Raw genomic sequence first — 18,435 nt, 5'->3', positions numbered from 1 at the left:
CGTGGCGACAGCGGTGGGCGCTGCCCGCCTTACCGCACGGCGAGGCGGTCCAGCCGCATGCCCAGCCAGTTCGCCACGTGCGGCCATTCATCGGCGAGGATGCTGAAGCAGACGGTGTTGCGCAGGCTGCCGTCGGTGCGGCGCTTGTGCGCGCGCAGCACACCTTCGCGCTGCGCGCCGAGGCGCTCGATCGCGCGCAGCGATGCCTCGTTGCCCTCGTCGGCGTGGAAGGCCACCGCCACGCAGTCCAGCGCCTCGAACGCGTGCTCCAGCAGCAGTCGCTTGCAGGCGGTGTTGAGGTGGGTCTTCTGCCAGCGCCTGGCGTACCAGGTGTAGCCGATCGCCAGGCGCGGCAGCGCGGCGTCGATCTCGTAGTAGCGGGTGCTGCCGACGACCTCGCCGCTGCCGGCCTCGCGCACGGCGAACGGCAGCATCAGTCCGTCGGCCTGGCCCTGCAGCGCTTTTTCGACGTAGCCGCGCGCCTGTCCCGGCGGCGGCACGCTGGTGACCGTGAGGTTCCACAGCTCGCCGTCGGCGGCGGCGGCTTCCAGGGCCGGCGCGTGGTCCAGGCTCAGCGGTTCCAGCACGACATGCTCGTCGTGCAGGCGGATCGGGGCGAACGGGTTCATGGAGAGTCCGGCGTGATGGTCAGGCGTCGAGGTCGGGGATCAGCTTGCTCTCGAGTCGCGCGATGTTGTCCTTCAGCAGCAGTTTGCGTTTCTTCAGCCGGGTCAGCTGCAGCTCGTCGCGGCCGATGGCGGACGCGAGCTGATCGATCGCCGCATCGAGGTCGCGATGCTCCATCCGCAACTCGGCCAGGAGATGGACGATCTCGGCGTGATCCTGAACCTGCATGGCAAGCGACTGCTGGGGGCGACTTCATTAGTTTAACGCCGTTTGCGCAGCGGTAGCGGCGTGCGCAGCCGGCTACAATGGGGGTTCTTCTTCGTCCGCCTGGCCGTCATGTCCGTCCCGCTCGAGATTACCCGCCCATCGGCCGCCGAGGCCGGCAAGCTGGCCCGGCGCCTGCGTCGCCAGGTCGGGCAGGCGATCGGCGATTTCGGCATGATCGAGGATGGTGACAAGGTGATGGTGTGCCTGTCCGGCGGCAAGGATTCCCACACCCTGCTGGATCTGCTGCTGCAACTGCAGGCGAAGGCGCCGGTGCGCTTCGCGCTGGTCGCGGTGAACCTGGACCAGAAGCAGCCGGGTTTTCCGGCGCACGTATTGCCGGCCTACCTGAAGTCGCGCGGCGTGCCGTTCCACATCATCGAGCAGGACACCTACAGCGCGGTGACGCGGGTGATCCCCGCCGGCAAGACCCTGTGCAGCCTGTGTTCGCGGCTGCGCCGCGGCGCGCTGTACACCTGGGCGGCGGCGAACGGCATCAGCAAGATCGCGCTCGGCCATCATCGCGACGACATCCTCGCCACGTTCTTCCTCAACCTGTTCTACCAGGCGCAGCTGAAGGCGATGCCGCCGAAGCTGCGCTCGGACGACGGCCGCCACGTGGTGATCCGCCCGCTGGCGTATTGCCGCGAGAGCGATATCGCCGAGTACGCGGCGCAGCGGCAGTTCCCGATCATCCCGTGCAACCTGTGCGGTTCGCAGGACAATCTGCAGCGCCAGGCGGTGCGGCGCATGCTGGCCGGCTGGGAACAGCAGCAGCCCGGGCGCAGCGAGAACGTCTTTCGTGCGCTGGCGCATGTGTCACCCTCGCATCTGGCGGACCGTACGCTGTTCGATTTCGCGCTGGGCGCGTCATCCGCCGCGGTCTGGCCTGCCGACGCGGCGGATGAGACCGCGAACCTGCAAGCTTGAACGTTCCGCCCACCCTTCCACTGTCTGTCGAGTAACCGCCGTGTCCTTCTTTGCATCCCTTGAAATGGCCCCTGGCGATCCGATCCTGGGCCTCACCGAGACCTACGTGGCCGATCCGCGCCCGGGCAAGATCAACCTGGGTGTGGGCATCTACGTCGACGAGCAGGGCCGCATCCCGCTGCTGCCGAGCGTGCACGAGGTGGAGCAGGCGCTGGCCGCGGCGGCGAAGCCGCGCGGCTACCTGCCGATCGACGGCCTGGCCGCGTACAACCGGCTGACCCAGCAACTGGTGTTCGGCGCGGAATCGCCGCTGTTGGCGGCCGGCCGCGTGGCCACCGCGCAGACCATCGGCGGCAGTGCCGCGCTGCGCGTGGCGGCCGACCTGCTGAAGCAGGTGGCCGGCGCGGGGGCGAAGGTCGCGATCAGCAACCCGAGCTGGGGCAACCATCACGTGGTGTTCCGCACCGCCGGCTTCGAGCTGCTGGAATACCGCTACTACAGCGCGGCCAGCCACGGCCTGGATCTCGCCGGCATGCTGGAGGACCTGGGCAAGCTGGAGCCCGGCACGGTGGTACTGCTGCACGCGTGCTGCCACAACCCGACCGGCGTCGACCTGGATGCGGCGCAGTGGCAGCAGGTGATCGGCCTGCTCAAGGAGCGCCGGCTGCTGCCGTTCGTCGACATGGCTTACCAGGGCTTCGACCAGGACACCGAACAGGACGCCACCGCGGTGCGCCTGCTGGCGGCGTCCGGCATCGAGGCGTTCGTGGTCGCCAACTCGTACTCCAAGTCGTTCTCGCTGTACGGCGAGCGCGTCGGTGCGCTGTCGATGGTCGGCGCCGACCGCGGCGAGGCCGAGCGGCTGCAGTCGAAGATCAAGCAGGTCATCCGCACGATCTATTCCAGCCCGTCCACGCACGGCGCCGCGCTGGTCGCCGGCGTGCTCGGCAGCAGCGAGCTGCGCGCGCGCTGGGAAGAAGAGCTGGGCGGCATGCGCGGGCGCATCCACGCGATGCGCGCCGGCTTCGTCGAAAAGCTGGCCGCGCTCGGCGCGCCGGATTTCGGCTTCATCAACCGCCAGGCCGGCATGTTCTCCTATTCCGGCCTGAGCAAGGCGCAGGTGCACCGGCTGCGCGACGAGTACGCGATCTATGCGCTGGACAGCGGGCGCATCTGCGTGGCCGCGCTGAACCACGCCAATCTCGACACCGTGGCCGCGGCAGTCGCAGCCGTCACCCGCTGAAATTCCCTGTCGTCATCCCGGCTTGCGCTGGAATGGCGACGAACCTCCTTGCGCCTTCGTGGCGACACTGATCCGGATACCGAATGTTCTTTCGCAACCTCACGCTGTTCCGTTTTTCTCCTGCCGTCGCCACCGATCTCGACCGCCTCGACGAGGCGCTGGCCGAGCACCGGCTGCGCCCGTGCGGGCCGCTGGAGATGTTCACCAAGGGTTTCGTGCCGCCGGTCGGGCGCGGCGAAGGCGAGCCGCTCACGCACACGGTGAAGCAGTGCACCCTGCTGACCGTGGGCGGCGAGGACAAGCTGCTGCCGGCCGCGGTGATCAACGACGAACTGCAGCGCAAGGTGCAGAAGATCGCCGAGGAAGAAGGCCGCAAGGTCGGCGGCCGCGAGCGCAAGCGGATCAAGGAAGACCTGCTCACCGAACTGCTGCCGCGTGCCTTCGTGCGCAACTCGCGGATGTCCGTCTACGCCGACAAGAAGCATGGCTGGCTGGTGCTGGACACCTCCAGCCGCAAGTCGGCCGAGAACGCGCTGACCCAGATCCGCGAGGCGCTGGGCAGCTTCCCGGCGGTGCCGCTGGCGCCGGAGGAAGGCCCGCGCGTACTGATGACCGACTGGCTGGCCACCGGCAACCTGCCGGCTGGCCTGACCTTGGGCGACGAGTGCGAGCTGCGCGACCCGGCCACCGCCACCGGCGCGATCGCCCGCTGCCGTCGGCAGGACCTGGACGCCGAGGAAGTCAAGGAGCACCTGCGCAACGGCAAGCAGGTGTTCATGCTGGGTCTCACCTTCGATGAGCGGATCAGTTTCGTGCTGGGCGAGGACCTGATCGTGCGCAAGCTGAAGTTCCTCGACGTGGTGATGGACGAGTTGGGCGACAGCCACGAGGACGCCCGCGCCGAGCTGGACGCCGGTTTTGCCCTGCTGACGCTGGAACTGGAGCGGCTGCTGGGCAAGCTGGAGGAATGGTTCGGCCTGCCGCGCCCGGCCGATAGCTGAACGAAAAAGCCATATCGCCGGGACGTCCGGCGCGCCATACTGGGCGTCCGGTCGCTTGCGGGCGGCCGATTCCCTCTTGATCAGCACGGGCCCGGGCAAGCAGCAGGCAGGATCATGGCGCAGCATCTGGAAGGCGACTGGCTGGAACTGGCAACGGTGGGCGGCAGCATCATCCGGGTGCTGAAGACCGCCCATCCGCGTGCCCGCCGGCTGCGCCTCACGGTGACACCGCAGGGCGCGCGGGTGACCTATCCACTCGGCACCCACCCGGCCCAGGTCAGCGCGTTCCTGCGCAGCCACGCCGACTGGCTGGAGCAGAAGCTCGACGAACTGAACCTGATCGTGAAGCCGTTGCCGCCGCTGCGCGTGGGCTATCCGTGCAGCTTCCCGCTGCGCGGCGAATTGGCGGAACTGGACTGGGTCGAGGGTGCCTATCCGAAGATCGAGCCGCATGCGACCGGGTTGACCCTGGTGATTCCGCGCCCGCACACCCGCGCGCTGCCGATCGCCCGCGGCCTGCTCGCCTCGCACCTGGAAACGCTGATCCGCCGCGACGTCTCGCGCTGGCTGGCCGGCTACGTGCCGCAGCTGGGGTTGGCGCCGACCTCGCTCAGGATCCGGCCGATGAAGAGCCTGTGGGGCAGCCTGGACACCCGCGACCGCATCAACCTCGACCTCGCGCTGGCGCTGGCGCCGCCGTCGGCGCTGCGCTACGTGCTGGCCCACGAGCTGTGCCATCTGAAGGTACGCAATCACTCGCCGCGGTTCTGGGCGCAGGTCGAGAACCTGTTTCCGGACTGGCGTGAACAGCGCGACTGGCTGCGCCAGCACGGCGCGATCCTGAAGGCCGAACTCGACCGACTGGTCGACGACGTGGCCGATTGATGCCGCGTGCGGCCCGGCTCAGTGGTTCCTGGGCTGGCGCACGTACTTCGTCCCCAGCAGCACGTCCCACAGCGGCGTGGTGACGCCGAAATTGCTGTCCGGGTGGTAGTGGTGCACGTGGTGGGCGCCGGCCCAGCGCCGCAGCAGCGGCTGGTGGAAGCGCACGTGGTGGATGATGAAGTGGCTCAGGCCGTAGACGATGTAGCCGAAGGTGATCGCGCTGGCCAGCAGCAGGGCGAAACCGGTCGGCAGCAGCAGCACGAACACGCCGGCCAGCGCCAGCAGCACCGCCGGCGGCAGGAAGAACGGCAGCGAGTCGTAGCCCAGTGGCCGCGCGTGGTGCAGGTCGTGGCCCTGCGTGAACAGCGGGATGCGCGTGTGGAACAACCAGCGGTGGAAGAAGTACTCGATGAAGCTGAAGGCGAACAGGCCCAGGCCGAGCGCCAGCAGTGCGGTCAGCGGGCCGTCCGCATGCCTGCGCCAGCCCAGCACCAGCAACAGCAGGCACAGCGCGCTGTCCACGCCGAGTTCGGCCCAGTAGTTGGCGGGGGTGGCGGACATCCGCATCACCGCGTCCACGAAGATGCGCCACGGACTTCGCTTCATCACTTGCTGCACCGTCCTGTCTTCGCATGGTTACGCCAGACCGCAACGTCACCGCGGCATTGTCCCACGGTGTCACACGCATTTCACAATGCCGCGGGATGGCGGCGGCGCGCCGTTCAGCATCCGGCGCCAGCGCTGTTCAATGCGACAGCGCGAAGCCGGTGAGGATCTGCGCGGTCTGCTCGGGCTTTTCCTCCATCGGCATGTGGTTGCAGCCGTTGATGGTGCTGGTGCTGATCGCGCTGGCGGCGGTCAGGCCGTTGCGCAGGCTGTCCAGCGCGGAGATGTCCACGATCTTGTCGTCGTGGCACCACAGGCCGAGCACCGGCATGGTCAGCTGGCCCAGCCGGTTCTGCACGGAAAGGTATTGTCCGGGCTCGCGCAATTCGTCGAAGCTGCGCTCGATGAAGGCGCGGTCGCGCTGGTTGCGCTGGATGAACACGTCGACGAAGCGGCCGGGCAGGTCGAGCGGCTGCTCGTACGCCAGTGCGGTGGCGCGTTCGAAACCGGCGTGGTCGTCGAACACGAACGGGTTCCTGCCGGCCAGCGCGTCGCGGTCGAACGCGTTCTCCTTGCCCTTCAGGCCGAACGCGTCGAGCAGTGCCAGCGCGGACATGCGCTCGGGATGCTCGCTGGCGTACACGCCGGCGATCGCGCCGCCCATCGAGTGGCCGACCAGCAGGAAGCGCTGCAGGCCCAGGGTTCGCACGAAGGCGTCGAGGCGTCCGGCCTGGGCGTCGATGTTGTAGCTGGCGCCAGGCACCCGCGAGGAGTCGCCCCAGCCGGGCAGGTCGGGGATGATCAGGTGGAAGTGCGGCGTGAGCAGCTTCGCCGTCTCCAGCCATACGCTCTTGTCGGCGTCGAAGCCGTGCAGCAGCACGATGGTCGGCCCCTGGCCGCCTTCGTAGTAGACCCAGTGCGTGTCGCCGGCCCGCACCGAGTGATCCTCCAGATGTGCCGCCATCGCCTCGCGGGCGACGTTCGCCTGCAGCAGCCATTGCGGCGCGAACAGGTAGCTCCCGCCCAGCACGAGCGCCAGCAGCGCCGCCAGCCACGCCAGGAATTTCAGCCGGCGCCGCAGCATGCGTTTCCAGAGCGGGGCGGTGGTGTTCGTTGATGGCGGCATGGTGGTTTTCTTGGAATGTGGCAGGTTGGGCTCCCTCCCCTGCATCGCAGGGGAGGGTTGGGGTGGGGTCGCTCTTGACCTTGGTCGAAGATCAAAAGCGCTACCCCTCCCAGCCTCCCCCTGCGGAGCAGGGGGAGGGGCGGTCAGTGCTTCGCTTGCTTCGCCTTGGCGAGGATGCCCTCCACCACCTGCTGAGTCAGCGGGTGGTAACCGGCCTTGGCCCTGGCGTAGACCTGCTCGGCGAAGGCCAGGCCTTCCGGGGTTTTCACGAAGGCCTTGTACAGCGGCGTGGTGAGATAGATGCGGCCGATCCGCGTCATGTGCTCGGCGGCGGCGCTCCACACGGCCTTGTCGCCGGCGGCGATCGCGTGGCTGTACCAGCGCATGCCGATCTCCGCGTTCGGCGTGCCGGTGAGGTGCCAGGCGGCGTCGAGTTCCTGCATCTTCGCCAGCGGCGGCGCATCGGGCAGGCGGTCGAGGAAGTACATCCATTCCTGCGTGTTCCAGCCCTTGGCGTCGAGCTTGTCGGCGGCCAGCGAGCCGGCGAGGAAATCCGTGCGCTCGCGGTCGATCGCGTTGAAGCGCGGCGAGTCGGGCAGCGGCGCATCCTTCGGAATACCTTCGCCGTAGACCCAGGCCTTTGCCTCGTCCCAGCCCATCTTGCCGGGATATTTTTCGATCAGGTTCGGCTTCAGGTAGTCGAGCATCTGCTCGGTGGTGATGCTCTGGAACGCGAAGTGCTGAAAGTAGCCCTTCAGGTAGGCATCGAACGCCTCGCGGCCGAAGCGCTGCTCCAGTGTGCGCAGGAACCACGAGCCCTTGTCGTAGGCCACGTCGGACAGCGCGTCGTCGGCGCCGATGCCGCGCGGATCGGGCGCCAGCTTCTGCGCGTTGGCGGCCATCGCGCCGATGCTCTTCTGCAAGGCGCGGGCGGACAGCAACGCTTCCTCGTCGGCCAGCGCCTTGCCGTACACCGCCTCGGTGATGCGGCCCTGCACGTAGGTGGTGAAGCCTTCGTTGAGCCAGATGTCGCGCCACGCGGCGGACGTCACCAGGTTGCCCGACCACGAGTGCGCCAGCTCGTGCGAGACCAGCGAGACCAGGCTCTTGTCGCCGACCAGCACGGTCGGCGTGGCGAACGTCATGTTCGGGTTTTCCATGCCGCCGAACGGGAACGACGGCGGCAGCACCAGGATGTCGTAGCGGCCCCACGCGTACGGGCCGTACAGCTGCTCGGTGGCGGCGATCAGCTGCTCGGTGTCCTCGAACTCGTGCGCGGCCTTGTTCACCACCGACGGCTCGGCATAGACGGCCGAACGCGGGCCGGTCTCCTTCACGGCGAGGTCGCCGGCGGCGATCGCCAGCAGGTAGGACGGAATCGGGTGCGGCTGCTCGAACGCGAACTTGCCGTCCAGCGGATGCTTCGCGTCGTTGATTGCGCTCATCACCACGCGCACGTCCTTCGGCGCGGTGACGCGGGCGTCGTAGGTGAAGCGGATCGCCGGCGAATCCTGCAGCGGCACCCACGAGCGCGCGTGGATCGACTCGGACTGCGAGAACATGAACGGCAACTTCTTGTCCGCGGTCTGCGCCGGGGTCAGCCACTGCAGGCCGGACGCCTCGGGCGAGCTGGTGTAGACGATGCGCACCTGCGCCGGATGCTTCGGCGTGGCGATGGTCAGCTTGCTGCCCAGCACCTTGTCGCGCGGGGCCAATGCGTACTTCAGCGGCGTGGCCTTGCCATCGGCGGCCAGCGCCTCGACGCGGGCGATCTTCAGGTCGCGCGTGTCCAGCACCAGCGACTGCGCCTTGGGATTCTTCCAGTCCAGCTTCAGCGTGGCCTGGCCGTCGAGCTGCTTGTGCGGGAAGTCGATCGTGAGGTCGAGATCCAGATGGGTCACGCGCACCTGGTCGGGCTGCGCGTAGGAATTCGGGTCGTTGGCGTAGGCGGCCAGCGGCAGCACGAGGCTGCCGAGGGCGAGGATGGAAAGCAGGCGCATGCAGCGGCTCCGGGTGCAGGGATGCGACGAGTATGCCATCGCGGCAAGCTGGCTGGCCCGTGACGGAAGGCCTGGTCGCATGGCGGGCGGCGGTTCCGGACGGCGCGTCGCCGAGACTTTTCTCGTTGCGGCGAAAGGTGCAAGCTTGCCGCACGGATGTCGCCATGATCGACGACTACGCGTCGGCGGCGCGAACCTGGGGAGAGGGCATGCTGATTGGCGCGGATCCATCGGCGTTCGGCTACTTCATCGCGGCCCTGATCGCCACCACCGGCATCGCATTCGCCTCCGGCGTGCAGTTCGTGGTCATCGGCCTGTGGCGGCGCCGCGAAGCCGTCTATCTTTCCTACGCGGCGCTGTGCCTGTGCATCGCCGTGCTTGCGCTTGGCAACATGCGGCTGGCGCGGGCCGACGGGCTGGCGGCGGCCACCGCTGCGCTGCACTGGATGATCGCGGCGGCCATCGCCAGCCTCGCCCCCATGGTGGTGTTCATCCGCGCCTACACCGGCGCCGGCACCCGCTGGCGCCTGCTGCTGGCGATGAGCCTGCTGATGGTGGTGCTGCTGTGTGTCAACGGGTCGGCGCCGGCCACCCTGTTCTTCTCGCGCCTGGAACCGGGCCAAGCCATCGTGCTGCCGTGGGGCGAGCGGCTGTACCGCGTCTCCGGCGCCGCCTCGGCCTGGGGTCTGGCCTTCCATGTGGCCAGTTATGCGGTCTTCCTGTGGGCGCTCGGCCGCGCATGGGCGCAGTACCGCGGCGGCGACACGCTGCGCGCCGTGTTGCTGGGCGGCTGCCTGATCGTGCAGTTCGTCGTCCTGCTGTGGGGCGACATCATGGTCGACCTGCTCGGCTACCAGGCTCCCTACCTGGACGCCTTCGCCTTCCTGCCCTTCGTGTTGCTGATGAGCCTGTCGCTGGCCGCGCAGATGCGCCGGCGTACGGCACAACTGGAACACACCCGGCGGCAGCTCGAGGTCGAGGAACACACGCGCCACGCCGCCGAGCAGAACCTGCGCCATCTCGCCTATCACGACAGCCTGACTGGCCTGCCCAATCGCGCCTGTGCGCTGAAGCGGCTCGCCGAATCGCGTGCCGACGCGCTGGCGCGCGGCGTCTGCGGCGCCTTGCTGCTGATCGATCTGGACAACTTCAAGACCATCAACGACGGCCTGGGTCACCACGTCGGCGATCGCCTGCTGCAGGCCATGGCCGAGCGCCTGCTTGCCGCGGCGCCACCCGAGGCCACGCTGGCGCGCTTGGGCGGAGACGAGTTCGTCTTGATGCTGGGGTTGCGGGAACGCACGCCGTCGGAAGTGCAGGCACGCGCGGAGCGGGTCGCGCAGGACGTGATCGCGCTGGTGTCCGAGCCGGTGATGGAGGGCCGGCACGTGCTCGGGGTGGGTGCCAGCGTCGGCGTGGCGGTATACCCCGTCGGCGAGGTGGGCGTGGCCGACCTGCTGCGCCGGGCCGACATCGCGCTGTACCGGGCCAAGGCGGCCGGACGCAACACGGTGCGGGTGTTCCTGCCGCCGATGCAGCAGGAGGCCGACCAGCGCCTGCGCCTGGAACGCGGCCTGCGTGAGGCGCTGGAGCAGGATCGCATGGGCACGCAGTTCGCGCTGCATTTCCAGCCGCAGATCACGACCGCGGGCGAACTGCTGGGCGCCGAGGCGCTGCTGCGCTGGCACCACCCGCAGCTGGGCGAAGTGGCGCCGGAAAAATTCATCCCGCTGGCCGAGGAAACCGGTCTGATCCACGCGCTCGGCGCCTGGGTCGTCGACGAGGCCTGCGCGCACCTGCGCGCCTGGGATCGCGACGGCATCCCCCACGGCGGGTCCCTGGCGGTCAACGTGAGCGCCTGGCAACTCGTCCATCCGCACTATGCCGCCCGGCTGGTGGCGCAGGTGCATGCGGCCGGCGTCGCGCCGGCGCGGCTCACCCTGGAACTGACCGAGAGCGCCTTGCTGCAGGATTTCGACGGCGCGCAGGCGACCCTGCGACGGCTCGCCGCCGCGGGCTTCCGGCTGGCGCTGGACGACTTCGGCGTCGGCTACTCCTCGCTGAACTACCTGCAACACCTGCCGCTGGACGTCCTCAAGATCGACCGCGCCTTCGTGAGCGAGCTGCAGGTCGAGGCCGGCAATCCGCTGGCCGGCTTCATCATCGACATGGCGCACCGGCTGGGCATCGTGGCGGTGGCGGAAGGCGTGGAGACCGCGTTCCAGCGCCAGGCGCTGGAACAGATGGGCTGCGACGCCCTGCAGGGCTACCTGATCAGCCGCCCGGTCGACGACGCCAGCTTTCGTCGCTGGGTGGTCGCCCACCGCCACGCCCCCGTGTCCTGACGGGCGCCGGCGGAGGCGGCCGGAACAGCACCTCCCCGCGCTGTGCCGCCAGACGGACTCAACCCCACAGCGGCGGCTTGGCGACCATCAGCCAGAAGGTGGCGAGCACCGCGAGGAAGGCCGGCCAGCCCAGCGCGAACCAGATGCGCATGCAGCGGTGGTAGGCCGGCGGCAGCGCCGTGCCGTCGCGCAGTGCGGCGTCGGCGAGCCGGCACGCCCGCCATTGCAGCCACACCACCGGCAGCCAGCAGGCGCCGGCCAGCAGGTACAGCGCGGCGGCGGCCTGCAGCCACGGCGTGTGCCAGTCGAAGCCCAGCAGTCGCATCAGCAGATAACCCGACAGCGGCTGCACGATCACCGCCGGCGTGGTGAACAGGGTGTCCGCGCGCACGGTCAGTCGTGCGGCGACCGCGATCGCCGCAGGCTGGCCGCTGCGGTGGGTGAACCAGAAGAAGAAGGCGGTGCCCAGGCCGGTGCCGAACAGCAGCGTGGACGACAGGATGTGCACGGTCTTCAGCAGCGCGTAGGCGTCGTTCATCGGTGCTCTTCCGTCGCCAGCAGCAGCGCCAGCGCCGCGATCAGCGGCAGGTTCTTCAGCAAGCCGCCGAACGGATCCAGCCAGTGGACCGGCCAGGCGGTGCCGATGGCGACGGTGTAGCCGAGCAGCATCGCCAGCATCAGCGCCAGCACCAGGCGCGGCCGCCAGCGCAGAAGGCACAGCGCGCCCAGCAGCAGGTCGGCGCTGGCGGTGGCGCGTGCCAGGGCGAGCAAGCCGGGAGCCGGGAGCAAACCGTCCGCAGCGGCGGCCAGCACATCGGCCGGCGGGGTCAGCCAGCCGACTACGCCAGAGCCGAGCCAGAGCAGGGCCATCGACACGCGCAGCAGCGGCAGGCCGAAATACAGCCGCGCGTGCCAGCGATCCTGCACCTGGCTGGGCGCTTCGGCGAGCGCGCGTTGCAGCGACCGCGGCGCCAGGCCGAGGCGTTCGTGCAGGCGGTCGACGGCGTCGGCGGCACCGAGGTTGCCGCGCTCGAGCATGCGCGCCATGGTGTTGCCGAGCGGGCCGCGGCCCAGGTGCTCGCCCAGCGCGCAGGCCAGGCGCACCAGCGGCGCGGGTACCGCCAGCGTACGGGCGCGCCCGAAGCCCAGCCAGCGGCGCCAGGCCAGCAGGTAGTCGCGCAGGCTCAGCACGTCGGGGCCGACCAGTTCGAGCACGTCGCGGGCGACCGCCGGCCGGGCCAGCGCGGCGACTACGGCCGCGCCGACGTCTTCGGCGGCGATCGGCTGCAGCCGTTGCCCGCCACGGCCGGGCAGCGGCAGCAAGCCGGGCAGCCCGGCCAGCGCGCGCAGCAGCGAACTGCCGCCGTAGGAGCCGCGTGCGCCGTAGACCAGCGACGGGCGCAGCACCAGCCAGTCCAGCTCCAGTGCCATCAGCGCGCTGTCGCCGCGATGCTTGGAGGCGATGAAGGCGCCGTCTTCGGCGTGGCCCAGCGCGGACAGCTGGATCGCCCGCCGTACCCCGGCCTGCGCGCAGGCGCGGAACAACGCCAGCGGCGCCTGTTCGTGCACGGCGGCGAAAGTGTCGGCGCCGCGCTCGCGCAGGATGCCCGCGCAGTTGACTACCGCCTCGACGCCGGCGAGGCGGGGCAGCCAATCCTCGCTGCGCACGTCGCGGGCCATGTCGCAAGCGACCGCCGCGAGGCCGGGGAAGCGCGTGTCGAGGCGCGCGCCGCGCACCGCGCAGACTACTTCGTGGCCGGCCGCCGTCAGTGCCGCGACGGTGTGTGCGCCGATGAAGCCGTAGGCGCCGGTGACCAGTATGCGCATGGAGTTTCCTCGGTGCCGGTGACGGTGGGGGAACTCAGCAGTAGTGGTCGGCCATCAGGTCGGTTGCCGCCACCAGCTTGTCCACGATCGCCGGGTCGGCCGCGCTGTGCCCGGCCAGCACCACCTGCAGGCGCGCTTCCGGCCAGGCCTGGCTGAGGTCGTATGCGCTCGCCATCGGGCAGATGATGTCGTAGCGGCCGTGCACGATGGTGGCGGGGATGCGGCGGATGCGCCCGACGTCGCGCAGCAGCTGGTCGGGTTCGAGGAAGATGGCGTGGCGGAAGTAGTGCGCCTCCATCACGGCCAGGCTGACCGCCTTGTGCGGGTCCTCGAACTCGCCGCCGGCGTCGGGGTCGTGCAGCAAGGTGGTGCTGCCGCCTTCCCATGCGCTCCACGCCCGCGCCGCGGCAAGCCGGGTGGCCTCGTCGTCGCTGGTCAGGCGGCTCCAGTAGGCGTCCAGCATCGAACCGCGTTCGGCCTCGGGGATGAAGGCGAGGAAGCGCGCCCAGCGCTCGGGGAAGATCTGCGCCGCGCCGCCGTCCACCTCGTTGAACCAGCGCAGTTCCTGCGGCCGGCCGAGGAAGATGCCGCGCAGCACCAGGCCGAGCACGCGCTCGGCGTGCGTCTGCGCGTAGGCCAGCGCCAGGGTCGAGCCCCAGGAGCCGCCGAACACCACCCAGCGCTCGATCTCCAACTGTTCGCGGATCGCCTCGATGTCGGCGACCAGGTGCCATGTGGTGTTGTCGGTGAGCTCGGCGAACGGGGCCGACTGGCCGGCGCCACGCTGGTCGAACAGCACGATGCGGTAGCGCGTCGGGTCGAAGAAGCGGCGGTGGTAGGCCGACAATCCCGCGCCCGGGCCGCCATGCAGGAACACCACCGGCAGGCCAGCGGGGTTGCCGCATTCCTCCACGTACAGGGTGTGGATCGCATCGACGGCGAGGCGGTGGGTACGGTACGGCTCGATCTCGGGGTACATCTCGCGCATGGCGGGGATCTCTTGTGGATTTTGTCCTCCCCCCTGCGACCGAAGGAAGTCCCTTGGGGGCAAGCGGGGGGAGTTTGTTGCGTCAGTCGAACTGCAGTGCGGCGGTGAGGTCGCCCGGCGGCGGACCGCCGGCGGCGATCATCGCCTGCTCGCGCAGTTTGAGGCCGGGCAGTTTCGCCAGGCCGAAGCGGCGGGTGATCAAGCGCAGGATCGATCCGGTGTCGTAGACGCTGTGGTCGACGAAACCCTTCTTCGCGAACGGCGACACCACCAGCGCCGGGATGCGCGAGCCCGGGCCCCAGCGGTCGCCCTTCGGCGGCACCACGTGGTCCCACCAGCCGCCGTTCTCGTCGACGGTGATCACGACCAGCATGTTCGGCCACAGCGGGCTGGCCTGCAGCGCCTGGACCACCTGTGCCAGGTGGCGGTCGCCGGCGTCCACGCTGGCGTAGCCGGCGTGCATGTTGAGGTCGCCCTGCGGCTTGTAGAACGTCACCGGCGGCAGCGTGCCGGCGGCGGCCGCGGCGAGGAAGTGGTTGGTGGCCGACTCGCCGCCCGTACCGGCGTCGCGCAGGTGCCGCGCGCGCGCTGCGGTGCCGGGCGCGAACTGGCGGAAGTAGTTGAACGGCTGGTGGTGCGGCTGGAAGTTCGGCACCTCCGGGAACGCGCGGTGGTCGCCGTCGCCGCGGCCGTCCAGCGCCAGCTGCCAGGCGCCGGCGTACCAGGCCCAGTCGACGCCGACGGCGGACAAGGCGTCGCCGATGGTGGCGTGGCTCTGCGCGGGCAGCGTGTTCGGGCTGGCCGCGTCGGTCAGGCGCGGGTCGTGCTTGTCGCGGCTGAATCCCGGCGCATAGGCCGGGCCGATCGTGTTGACCGCCCAGAAGTCGGGCGTGAGCGCGTCGTGGGTGACGAACGTCGGGCGCCCCTGCATCGCGCTGGCCGGCGAGCCCTCGGCCAGCTTCGGACGGATGCCGGTGGGGTCGTCGCCTTCCAGCGTGGCGATCTGGAACCTCGCCGGGCTGCGGTCCGCGTGCGGGTAGTAAGGCGGCTGCGCCGCGGCCAGGTACTGGTGGTTGAGGAACGAGCCGCCGAACGCGCCCATGAAGAAGTTGTCGCACAGGGTGTATTGGCGGGCCAGCTGCCACAGCCGCAGCTTCGCACCGTCGGCATAGTGGCCCATGGTCATCGCGCCGGTATTGCCCCAGGCGACGAAGCCGTCGTTGCGGCCGCCGTTGATCTGCAGCTGGTTCTCGTAGAAGCGATGCACCAGGTCGCGGGTGATCACGCCGTGCGGCAGTGGCGTACCGTCGGGCGTGGCGAGCACGAACGGACGGTTCGGCAGGCCGCTGATCGCCGACTCGTCGATCCGGTACTGGCGGTCGTCGACGGTTTGCGGGTGCGGCGCCAGGCCGCCCCAGACTGGCGGCAGCGTGTCGAGCAGGCGGCCGTCGCGGTCGCGCTGGCGGTAGGCCGGCGAGTCGAGCGCCTGCAGCGGCTGGGCCATGCCGGGAAAGTCCGCGAACAGGTTGTTGAAGCTGCGGTTCTCCGCGTACAGCACCACCACGTGGCGGATGTGCCGGCGCAGCTGCGCGTCGAGCGCCGCGTCGGCGACCGTGGGTGCCGACGCCGGTGGCTGCCCGCCGAACGGCTTGCAGCCGCCGGCGGCGAGCGCCGCGCCGGCCAGCGCGAGGCCGCCGAGCAGGCGCCGGCGTGCGGGGTCGGCGGGTGCCTCGTCGGGCGGGGCCAGGGGCTGGTGGTCGATCGGGTCGGTCATGGCGTCGGTCGCTGGCGGGTGGGTGTCAATCGTCGGACATCGCGCGTGCCGCGTTCCACATGGCGCGGGTCAGCGGACGATGCTCGTGCGGCGTCTGCAGCACGATCAGGGTGGTGGTGCTGGTGCTGGCACCGGTTTTCAGCAGGCGGTCGAGCACGGCTTCGAGGTGGCCGATCGACATCGCCACCACGTGCAGCAGGGCCGAGTCCTCGCCGGCCAGCCGGCGGCATTCGAGCACCTCGGGAATGTCCGCCACCAGTGCGCCGATGCGCGCGCAGGTGGCGCCGTCGCAACGCAGCCGGATCATCGCGCTGATGCCGTAACCCAGCCGCTTCGGATCGACCGTGGCGCGGTAGCCGCTGATCACCCCGGCTTCCTCCAGCCGCTTCACCCGCTCGGCCACCGCCGGCGCGGACAGGCGCACCTTGCGGCCCAACTCGGCGTAGCCCAGGCGCGCGTCCTGCTGCAGCGCTTCGAGCAGCTGCCAGTCCTTGGCGTCCAGTTCCGGCTTTGATTCCATGACTTTCGATTCCAAGGCGGGACCCCGAGAAAAATGATTCGATCGCTGGCGAAGTGCCGAGAAAACGATCCGGCGCATTATTCCCCGGTATGAGCGGCAAGACTAGGATGCGCACTTCCCCACTCCCAGGAATCCGTCCCCATGGATACCGCTGAACGTCTCGATGGCCGCGCCCTCGTCGCCATCGCGATTGCCTTGCTGACCTGGTCGTCGGCGTACGCCGCGATCGCGTACGCCTTGCCGGCCTTTACTCCGGGCGAGGTCGCGTTCGCGCGGCTGCTGATCGGCTCGCTGTGCTTCGCCGTGCTGCTGCGGGTGAAGCGCGTGCCGCTGCCGACGCGGCGCGACTGGCCGCTGCTGGCGCTGCTCGGCGTGCTCGGTCTGACCGTCTACCACCTGTGCCTGAATTACGCCGAGACGCGGATCGCCAGCGGCACCGCCGCGATCCTGATCTCGCTGGTGCCGGCCGCCACCGCGGCGGTGTCGGCGCTGTGGCTGCGCGAGCGGCTGGCGCTGCGCAGCTGGGTCGGGCTGGCGGTGGCGTTGCTCGGCACGGTGCTGGTGGTGCTGGCCAGCGGGCAGCGGGTGGAGGTTGATCCGAAGGCCTTGCTGGTGCTGGTCTGCGTGATGGTCTCGGCGATCTTCTTCGTGGGTCAGAAGGCGCTGTTCGCGCGCAACAGCATGCTCGGCGTCACCGCGTTCGCGTTCTTCGCCGGCACGCTTGCCGCACTGCCGTTCGGCTGGCACTTGCCGCAGGCGCTGCTGACGGCGTCGTGGGCGCACATCGGCGCGCTGCTGTGGCTGGGCATCGCGCCGACCTTCGTCGGTTATCTGGCGTGGAACATGGCGGTGAACCGTGCCTCGGCCTCGCGGGTCAGCAGCTTCATCTACCTGTCGCCGCCGATCGCGCTGCTGATCGGCTGGTTGTGGCTGCACGAGGTGCCGAACGCGCTGATCCTGGTCGGCGGCGCGATCACCGTCGGCGGCGTGGTGCTGGCGAATGCGCGGCGGCGTGCCGCGCCGGTGTCGGCCGCGCCGGTCGAGGCGTGCGAGCAATGCTGAGGGACGCGTGATGGGTCATCTTTTCGACCTGGCGCGGCAGGCCGCGCAGCTGGAACAGGCCTGGCAGTCGAGGCGGCTGGCGCGCGTCGGCGACGCCAGCCTCAAGCTGCTGCGCATGGATGCGCAAGCCTATCCGGACGAGACGCATGCATACGCCGAGGGCCTGCTGGTGCTCGAAGGCGAATTGCGCCTGGACGTGGCGGGTGAGGCAGTCACCGTGGTGGCGGGCCAGCTCTGCATGGTGCCGGCCGGCGTGCCGCATGCGGTGCTGCCGGGCAGCAGCGGCACCTTGCTGATCATCGACGCCTGAGCGGCGCTCAGTTCAGCCGGGTGAGCTGCAGCACCTGCGGGTCGTCGGCGTGGTCCAGCAGCAGGCGCTGCACGCGGCCCTGCCAGGCTTGCGCGAATGCGGCGCGCTGCTCCGCGGTGGCCTCGGGGTGGAGCGCGCCGACCATCAGCTCGCGCAGGTTCGGTGCCGCCGGCACCGTGGCCAGGTCCAGTTCCACTGCCACGGCGGTGCCGTTGTCGCGGCGGCGGAACTGCACCGCGCCGGCGCCCGACGAGGCCGCGTAGCCCAGCAGTGCCTGCCGCACGAAACGGCCGCCGATACCGTGGAAGCCGTTGCCTGCCGCGGCGCCGGTGACCAGGGTCAGCACCTGCGCGATCACCCCGGTGACGCCTTCCTCCTCGGCGGCCGGCATGCGCACCGTGACGCCGCCGCGCTCGGCCGGCTCGCCCGGATACAGCGCACGCAATGCCGTGCGCGCCATCAGCCAGGCGCCGGCCACGGTGGGGCAGGAATGGCCGGCCAGCCGCACGGCATCGACATAGGCGTATTCCAGCAGGCCGTCGTCGGCGGCGCCGAGGAAGGCCGCCAGCGGGTCGCGCATGCGGATGCGCGGGGCCTGGTCGTAGAAGGCGGGGTAGTTCATGCGCGGGGGCCGCTCACTCGACCGGCAGGCCGGTGATGCCGAAGTCGATCACCACCGCATCGGCGTCGCGCTGGCGATAGGTCACGGTGAGGTTGTCGCCCAGGCGCTCGCGCAGCTGGGCGATCAGCGGGATCGGGTCGTGGTCGTTGACGAAGCGCATCGTCTCGCCGCCGCGCAGCGCGCCGATGGCGCCGAAGATCGCCGAATGGCGGAAGCGGCGCGCCACACCGCGGGCGTCGAAGAGGTGGACGTTCTGTTCGGCAACGGCATCGATGGACATGGTGGGAGTGCTCGCAGTCAAGGGA

Annotated in this window: 19 protein-coding genes; 7 read left to right on the top strand and 12 right to left on the bottom strand. The window is 69.9% G+C overall.

The annotated features are described in order from the left end of the window. Window positions 1–29: 29 nt before the first annotated feature. Both R2APBS1_RS17415 and R2APBS1_RS17410 read right to left on the bottom strand, forming a co-directional pair. The gene (locus R2APBS1_RS17415) at window positions 30–629 is read right to left on the bottom strand and encodes a GNAT family N-acetyltransferase (protein WP_007513693.1); all 600 of its coding nucleotides are present in this window, start codon (window positions 627–629) and stop codon (window positions 30–32) included. A 19-nt stretch (window positions 630–648) separates the two neighbouring features. Next, on the bottom strand, window positions 649–855 hold the full coding sequence (locus tag R2APBS1_RS17410) for a YdcH family protein (protein WP_007513695.1): 207 nt from the start codon (window positions 853–855) through the stop codon (window positions 649–651). A 108-nt stretch (window positions 856–963) separates the two neighbouring features. Here R2APBS1_RS17410 and ttcA point away from each other — a divergent pair, with 108 nt between their 5' ends. The 4 genes from ttcA to R2APBS1_RS17390 all read left to right on the top strand — a co-directional run bounded on the left by ttcA (window position 964) and on the right by R2APBS1_RS17390 (window position 4,950). Beyond that, window positions 964–1,821 (top strand): tRNA 2-thiocytidine(32) synthetase TtcA, encoded by an 858-nt coding sequence (gene ttcA / locus R2APBS1_RS17405; protein ID WP_015448923.1) that lies wholly within the window; start codon window positions 964–966, stop codon window positions 1,819–1,821. Between the two features lie 40 nt (window positions 1,822–1,861). Then, window positions 1,862–3,064: an amino acid aminotransferase gene (locus tag R2APBS1_RS17400; RefSeq protein WP_015448922.1), complete on the top strand. Its 1,203-nt coding sequence runs from the start codon at window positions 1,862–1,864 to the stop codon at window positions 3,062–3,064. Between the two features lie 83 nt (window positions 3,065–3,147). Next, the gene (locus tag R2APBS1_RS17395; RefSeq protein WP_015448921.1) at window positions 3,148–4,065 is read left to right on the top strand and encodes a recombination-associated protein RdgC; all 918 of its coding nucleotides are present in this window, start codon (window positions 3,148–3,150) and stop codon (window positions 4,063–4,065) included. A gap of 114 nt (window positions 4,066–4,179) precedes the next feature. Then, window positions 4,180–4,950, top strand: a complete 771-nt coding sequence (locus R2APBS1_RS17390) for a M48 family metallopeptidase (RefSeq protein ID WP_007513703.1) — start codon at window positions 4,180–4,182, stop codon at window positions 4,948–4,950. Window positions 4,951–4,968: 18 nt separating this feature from the next. On the opposite strand, the gene R2APBS1_RS17385 is transcribed toward R2APBS1_RS17390, so the two are convergent. The 3 genes from R2APBS1_RS17385 to R2APBS1_RS17375 form a co-directional block, all read right to left on the bottom strand. Next, complete coding sequence (locus tag R2APBS1_RS17385) at window positions 4,969–5,556, bottom strand: sterol desaturase family protein (protein ID WP_007513705.1); 588 nt, start codon at window positions 5,554–5,556, stop codon at window positions 4,969–4,971. A gap of 139 nt (window positions 5,557–5,695) precedes the next feature. After that, window positions 5,696–6,640 carry an alpha/beta fold hydrolase gene (locus R2APBS1_RS17380; protein WP_015448920.1) on the bottom strand — a complete coding sequence of 315 codons (945 nt, stop codon included), beginning with the start codon at window positions 6,638–6,640 and terminating at the stop codon, window positions 5,696–5,698. Between the two features lie 185 nt (window positions 6,641–6,825). Next, complete coding sequence (locus tag R2APBS1_RS17375) at window positions 6,826–8,682, bottom strand: M1 family metallopeptidase (protein WP_007513709.1); 1,857 nt, start codon at window positions 8,680–8,682, stop codon at window positions 6,826–6,828. 164 nt (window positions 8,683–8,846) lie between these two features. Here R2APBS1_RS17375 and R2APBS1_RS17370 point away from each other — a divergent pair, with 164 nt between their 5' ends. After that, on the top strand, window positions 8,847–11,027 hold the full coding sequence (locus R2APBS1_RS17370; protein ID WP_015448919.1) for a putative bifunctional diguanylate cyclase/phosphodiesterase: 2,181 nt from the start codon (window positions 8,847–8,849) through the stop codon (window positions 11,025–11,027). Window positions 11,028–11,085: 58 nt separating this feature from the next. Here R2APBS1_RS17370 and R2APBS1_RS17365 read toward each other — a convergent pair whose 3' ends face one another. The 5 genes from R2APBS1_RS17365 to R2APBS1_RS17345 all read right to left on the bottom strand — a co-directional run bounded on the left by R2APBS1_RS17365 (window position 11,086) and on the right by R2APBS1_RS17345 (window position 16,136). Then, a complete protein-coding gene (locus tag R2APBS1_RS17365) occupies window positions 11,086–11,565 on the bottom strand; it encodes a DUF2269 family protein (RefSeq protein ID WP_007513714.1) in 480 nt (159 codons plus the stop codon). Further along, window positions 11,562–12,854, bottom strand: a complete 1,293-nt coding sequence (locus R2APBS1_RS17360) for an NAD-dependent epimerase/dehydratase family protein (protein ID WP_015448918.1) — start codon at window positions 12,852–12,854, stop codon at window positions 11,562–11,564. The genes R2APBS1_RS17365 and R2APBS1_RS17360 overlap by 4 nt, the downstream gene beginning before the upstream one ends. A gap of 34 nt (window positions 12,855–12,888) precedes the next feature. Beyond that, entirely contained in the window at window positions 12,889–13,842 is a 954-nt protein-coding gene (gene pip, locus R2APBS1_RS17355; protein ID WP_015448917.1) for a prolyl aminopeptidase, read from the bottom strand. A gap of 82 nt (window positions 13,843–13,924) precedes the next feature. Further along, entirely contained in the window at window positions 13,925–15,616 is a 1,692-nt protein-coding gene (gene acpA, locus R2APBS1_RS17350; RefSeq protein WP_015448916.1) for an acid phosphatase, read from the bottom strand. Window positions 15,617–15,641: 25 nt separating this feature from the next. Continuing rightward, complete coding sequence (locus tag R2APBS1_RS17345; protein WP_015448915.1) at window positions 15,642–16,136, bottom strand: Lrp/AsnC family transcriptional regulator; 495 nt, start codon at window positions 16,134–16,136, stop codon at window positions 15,642–15,644. A gap of 141 nt (window positions 16,137–16,277) precedes the next feature. On the opposite strand from R2APBS1_RS17345, the gene R2APBS1_RS17340 reads away from it, so the two are divergent. Together R2APBS1_RS17340 and R2APBS1_RS17335 are read left to right on the top strand one after the other, a co-directional pair. Further along, window positions 16,278–17,198 carry a DMT family transporter gene (locus tag R2APBS1_RS17340; protein WP_015448914.1) on the top strand — a complete coding sequence of 307 codons (921 nt, stop codon included), beginning with the start codon at window positions 16,278–16,280 and terminating at the stop codon, window positions 17,196–17,198. Window positions 17,199–17,208: 10 nt separating this feature from the next. Beyond that, the gene (locus R2APBS1_RS17335) at window positions 17,209–17,508 is read left to right on the top strand and encodes a cupin domain-containing protein (protein WP_015448913.1); all 300 of its coding nucleotides are present in this window, start codon (window positions 17,209–17,211) and stop codon (window positions 17,506–17,508) included. A gap of 7 nt (window positions 17,509–17,515) precedes the next feature. Here R2APBS1_RS17335 and R2APBS1_RS17330 read toward each other — a convergent pair whose 3' ends face one another. Both R2APBS1_RS17330 and R2APBS1_RS17325 read right to left on the bottom strand, forming a co-directional pair. Next, complete coding sequence (locus tag R2APBS1_RS17330; RefSeq protein ID WP_015448912.1) at window positions 17,516–18,130, bottom strand: FmdE family protein; 615 nt, start codon at window positions 18,128–18,130, stop codon at window positions 17,516–17,518. 13 nt (window positions 18,131–18,143) lie between these two features. Then, entirely contained in the window at window positions 18,144–18,410 is a 267-nt protein-coding gene (locus R2APBS1_RS17325; RefSeq protein ID WP_007513730.1) for a DUF2249 domain-containing protein, read from the bottom strand. Between the last annotated feature and the right edge of the window lie 25 nt (window positions 18,411–18,435).

This window comes from Rhodanobacter denitrificans, assembly GCF_000230695.2.
Taxonomy (GTDB): domain Bacteria; phylum Pseudomonadota; class Gammaproteobacteria; order Xanthomonadales; family Rhodanobacteraceae; genus Rhodanobacter; species Rhodanobacter denitrificans.
This window is presented reverse-complemented; position numbering and strand designations above follow the sequence as displayed.

What these genes read in the sequence shown, in the direction of transcription:
- acpA (WP_015448916.1), bottom strand. Translation starts at nt 15,616, where the DNA reads ATGACCGACCCGATCGACCACCAGCCCCTGGCCCCGCCCGACGAGGCA.
- R2APBS1_RS17415 (WP_007513693.1), bottom strand. Translation starts at nt 629, where the DNA reads ATGAACCCGTTCGCCCCGATCCGCCTGCACGACGAGCATGTCGTGCTG.
- R2APBS1_RS17375 (WP_007513709.1), bottom strand. Translation starts at nt 8,682, where the DNA reads ATGCGCCTGCTTTCCATCCTCGCCCTCGGCAGCCTCGTGCTGCCGCTG.
- R2APBS1_RS17385 (WP_007513705.1), bottom strand. Translation starts at nt 5,556, where the DNA reads ATGAAGCGAAGTCCGTGGCGCATCTTCGTGGACGCGGTGATGCGGATG.
- R2APBS1_RS17330 (WP_015448912.1), bottom strand. Translation starts at nt 18,130, where the DNA reads ATGAACTACCCCGCCTTCTACGACCAGGCCCCGCGCATCCGCATGCGC.
- R2APBS1_RS17365 (WP_007513714.1), bottom strand. Translation starts at nt 11,565, where the DNA reads ATGAACGACGCCTACGCGCTGCTGAAGACCGTGCACATCCTGTCGTCC.
- R2APBS1_RS17345 (WP_015448915.1), bottom strand. Translation starts at nt 16,136, where the DNA reads ATGGAATCAAAGCCGGAACTGGACGCCAAGGACTGGCAGCTGCTCGAA.
- R2APBS1_RS17395 (WP_015448921.1), top strand. Translation starts at nt 3,148, where the DNA reads ATGTTCTTTCGCAACCTCACGCTGTTCCGTTTTTCTCCTGCCGTCGCC.
- R2APBS1_RS17360 (WP_015448918.1), bottom strand. Translation starts at nt 12,854, where the DNA reads ATGCGCATACTGGTCACCGGCGCCTACGGCTTCATCGGCGCACACACC.
- R2APBS1_RS17335 (WP_015448913.1), top strand. Translation starts at nt 17,209, where the DNA reads ATGGGTCATCTTTTCGACCTGGCGCGGCAGGCCGCGCAGCTGGAACAG.
- R2APBS1_RS17380 (WP_015448920.1), bottom strand. Translation starts at nt 6,640, where the DNA reads ATGCTGCGGCGCCGGCTGAAATTCCTGGCGTGGCTGGCGGCGCTGCTG.
- R2APBS1_RS17340 (WP_015448914.1), top strand. Translation starts at nt 16,278, where the DNA reads ATGGATACCGCTGAACGTCTCGATGGCCGCGCCCTCGTCGCCATCGCG.
- pip (WP_015448917.1), bottom strand. Translation starts at nt 13,842, where the DNA reads ATGCGCGAGATGTACCCCGAGATCGAGCCGTACCGTACCCACCGCCTC.
- R2APBS1_RS17390 (WP_007513703.1), top strand. Translation starts at nt 4,180, where the DNA reads ATGGCGCAGCATCTGGAAGGCGACTGGCTGGAACTGGCAACGGTGGGC.
- R2APBS1_RS17370 (WP_015448919.1), top strand. Translation starts at nt 8,847, where the DNA reads ATGATCGACGACTACGCGTCGGCGGCGCGAACCTGGGGAGAGGGCATG.
- ttcA (WP_015448923.1), top strand. Translation starts at nt 964, where the DNA reads ATGTCCGTCCCGCTCGAGATTACCCGCCCATCGGCCGCCGAGGCCGGC.
- R2APBS1_RS17410 (WP_007513695.1), bottom strand. Translation starts at nt 855, where the DNA reads ATGCAGGTTCAGGATCACGCCGAGATCGTCCATCTCCTGGCCGAGTTG.
- R2APBS1_RS17325 (WP_007513730.1), bottom strand. Translation starts at nt 18,410, where the DNA reads ATGTCCATCGATGCCGTTGCCGAACAGAACGTCCACCTCTTCGACGCC.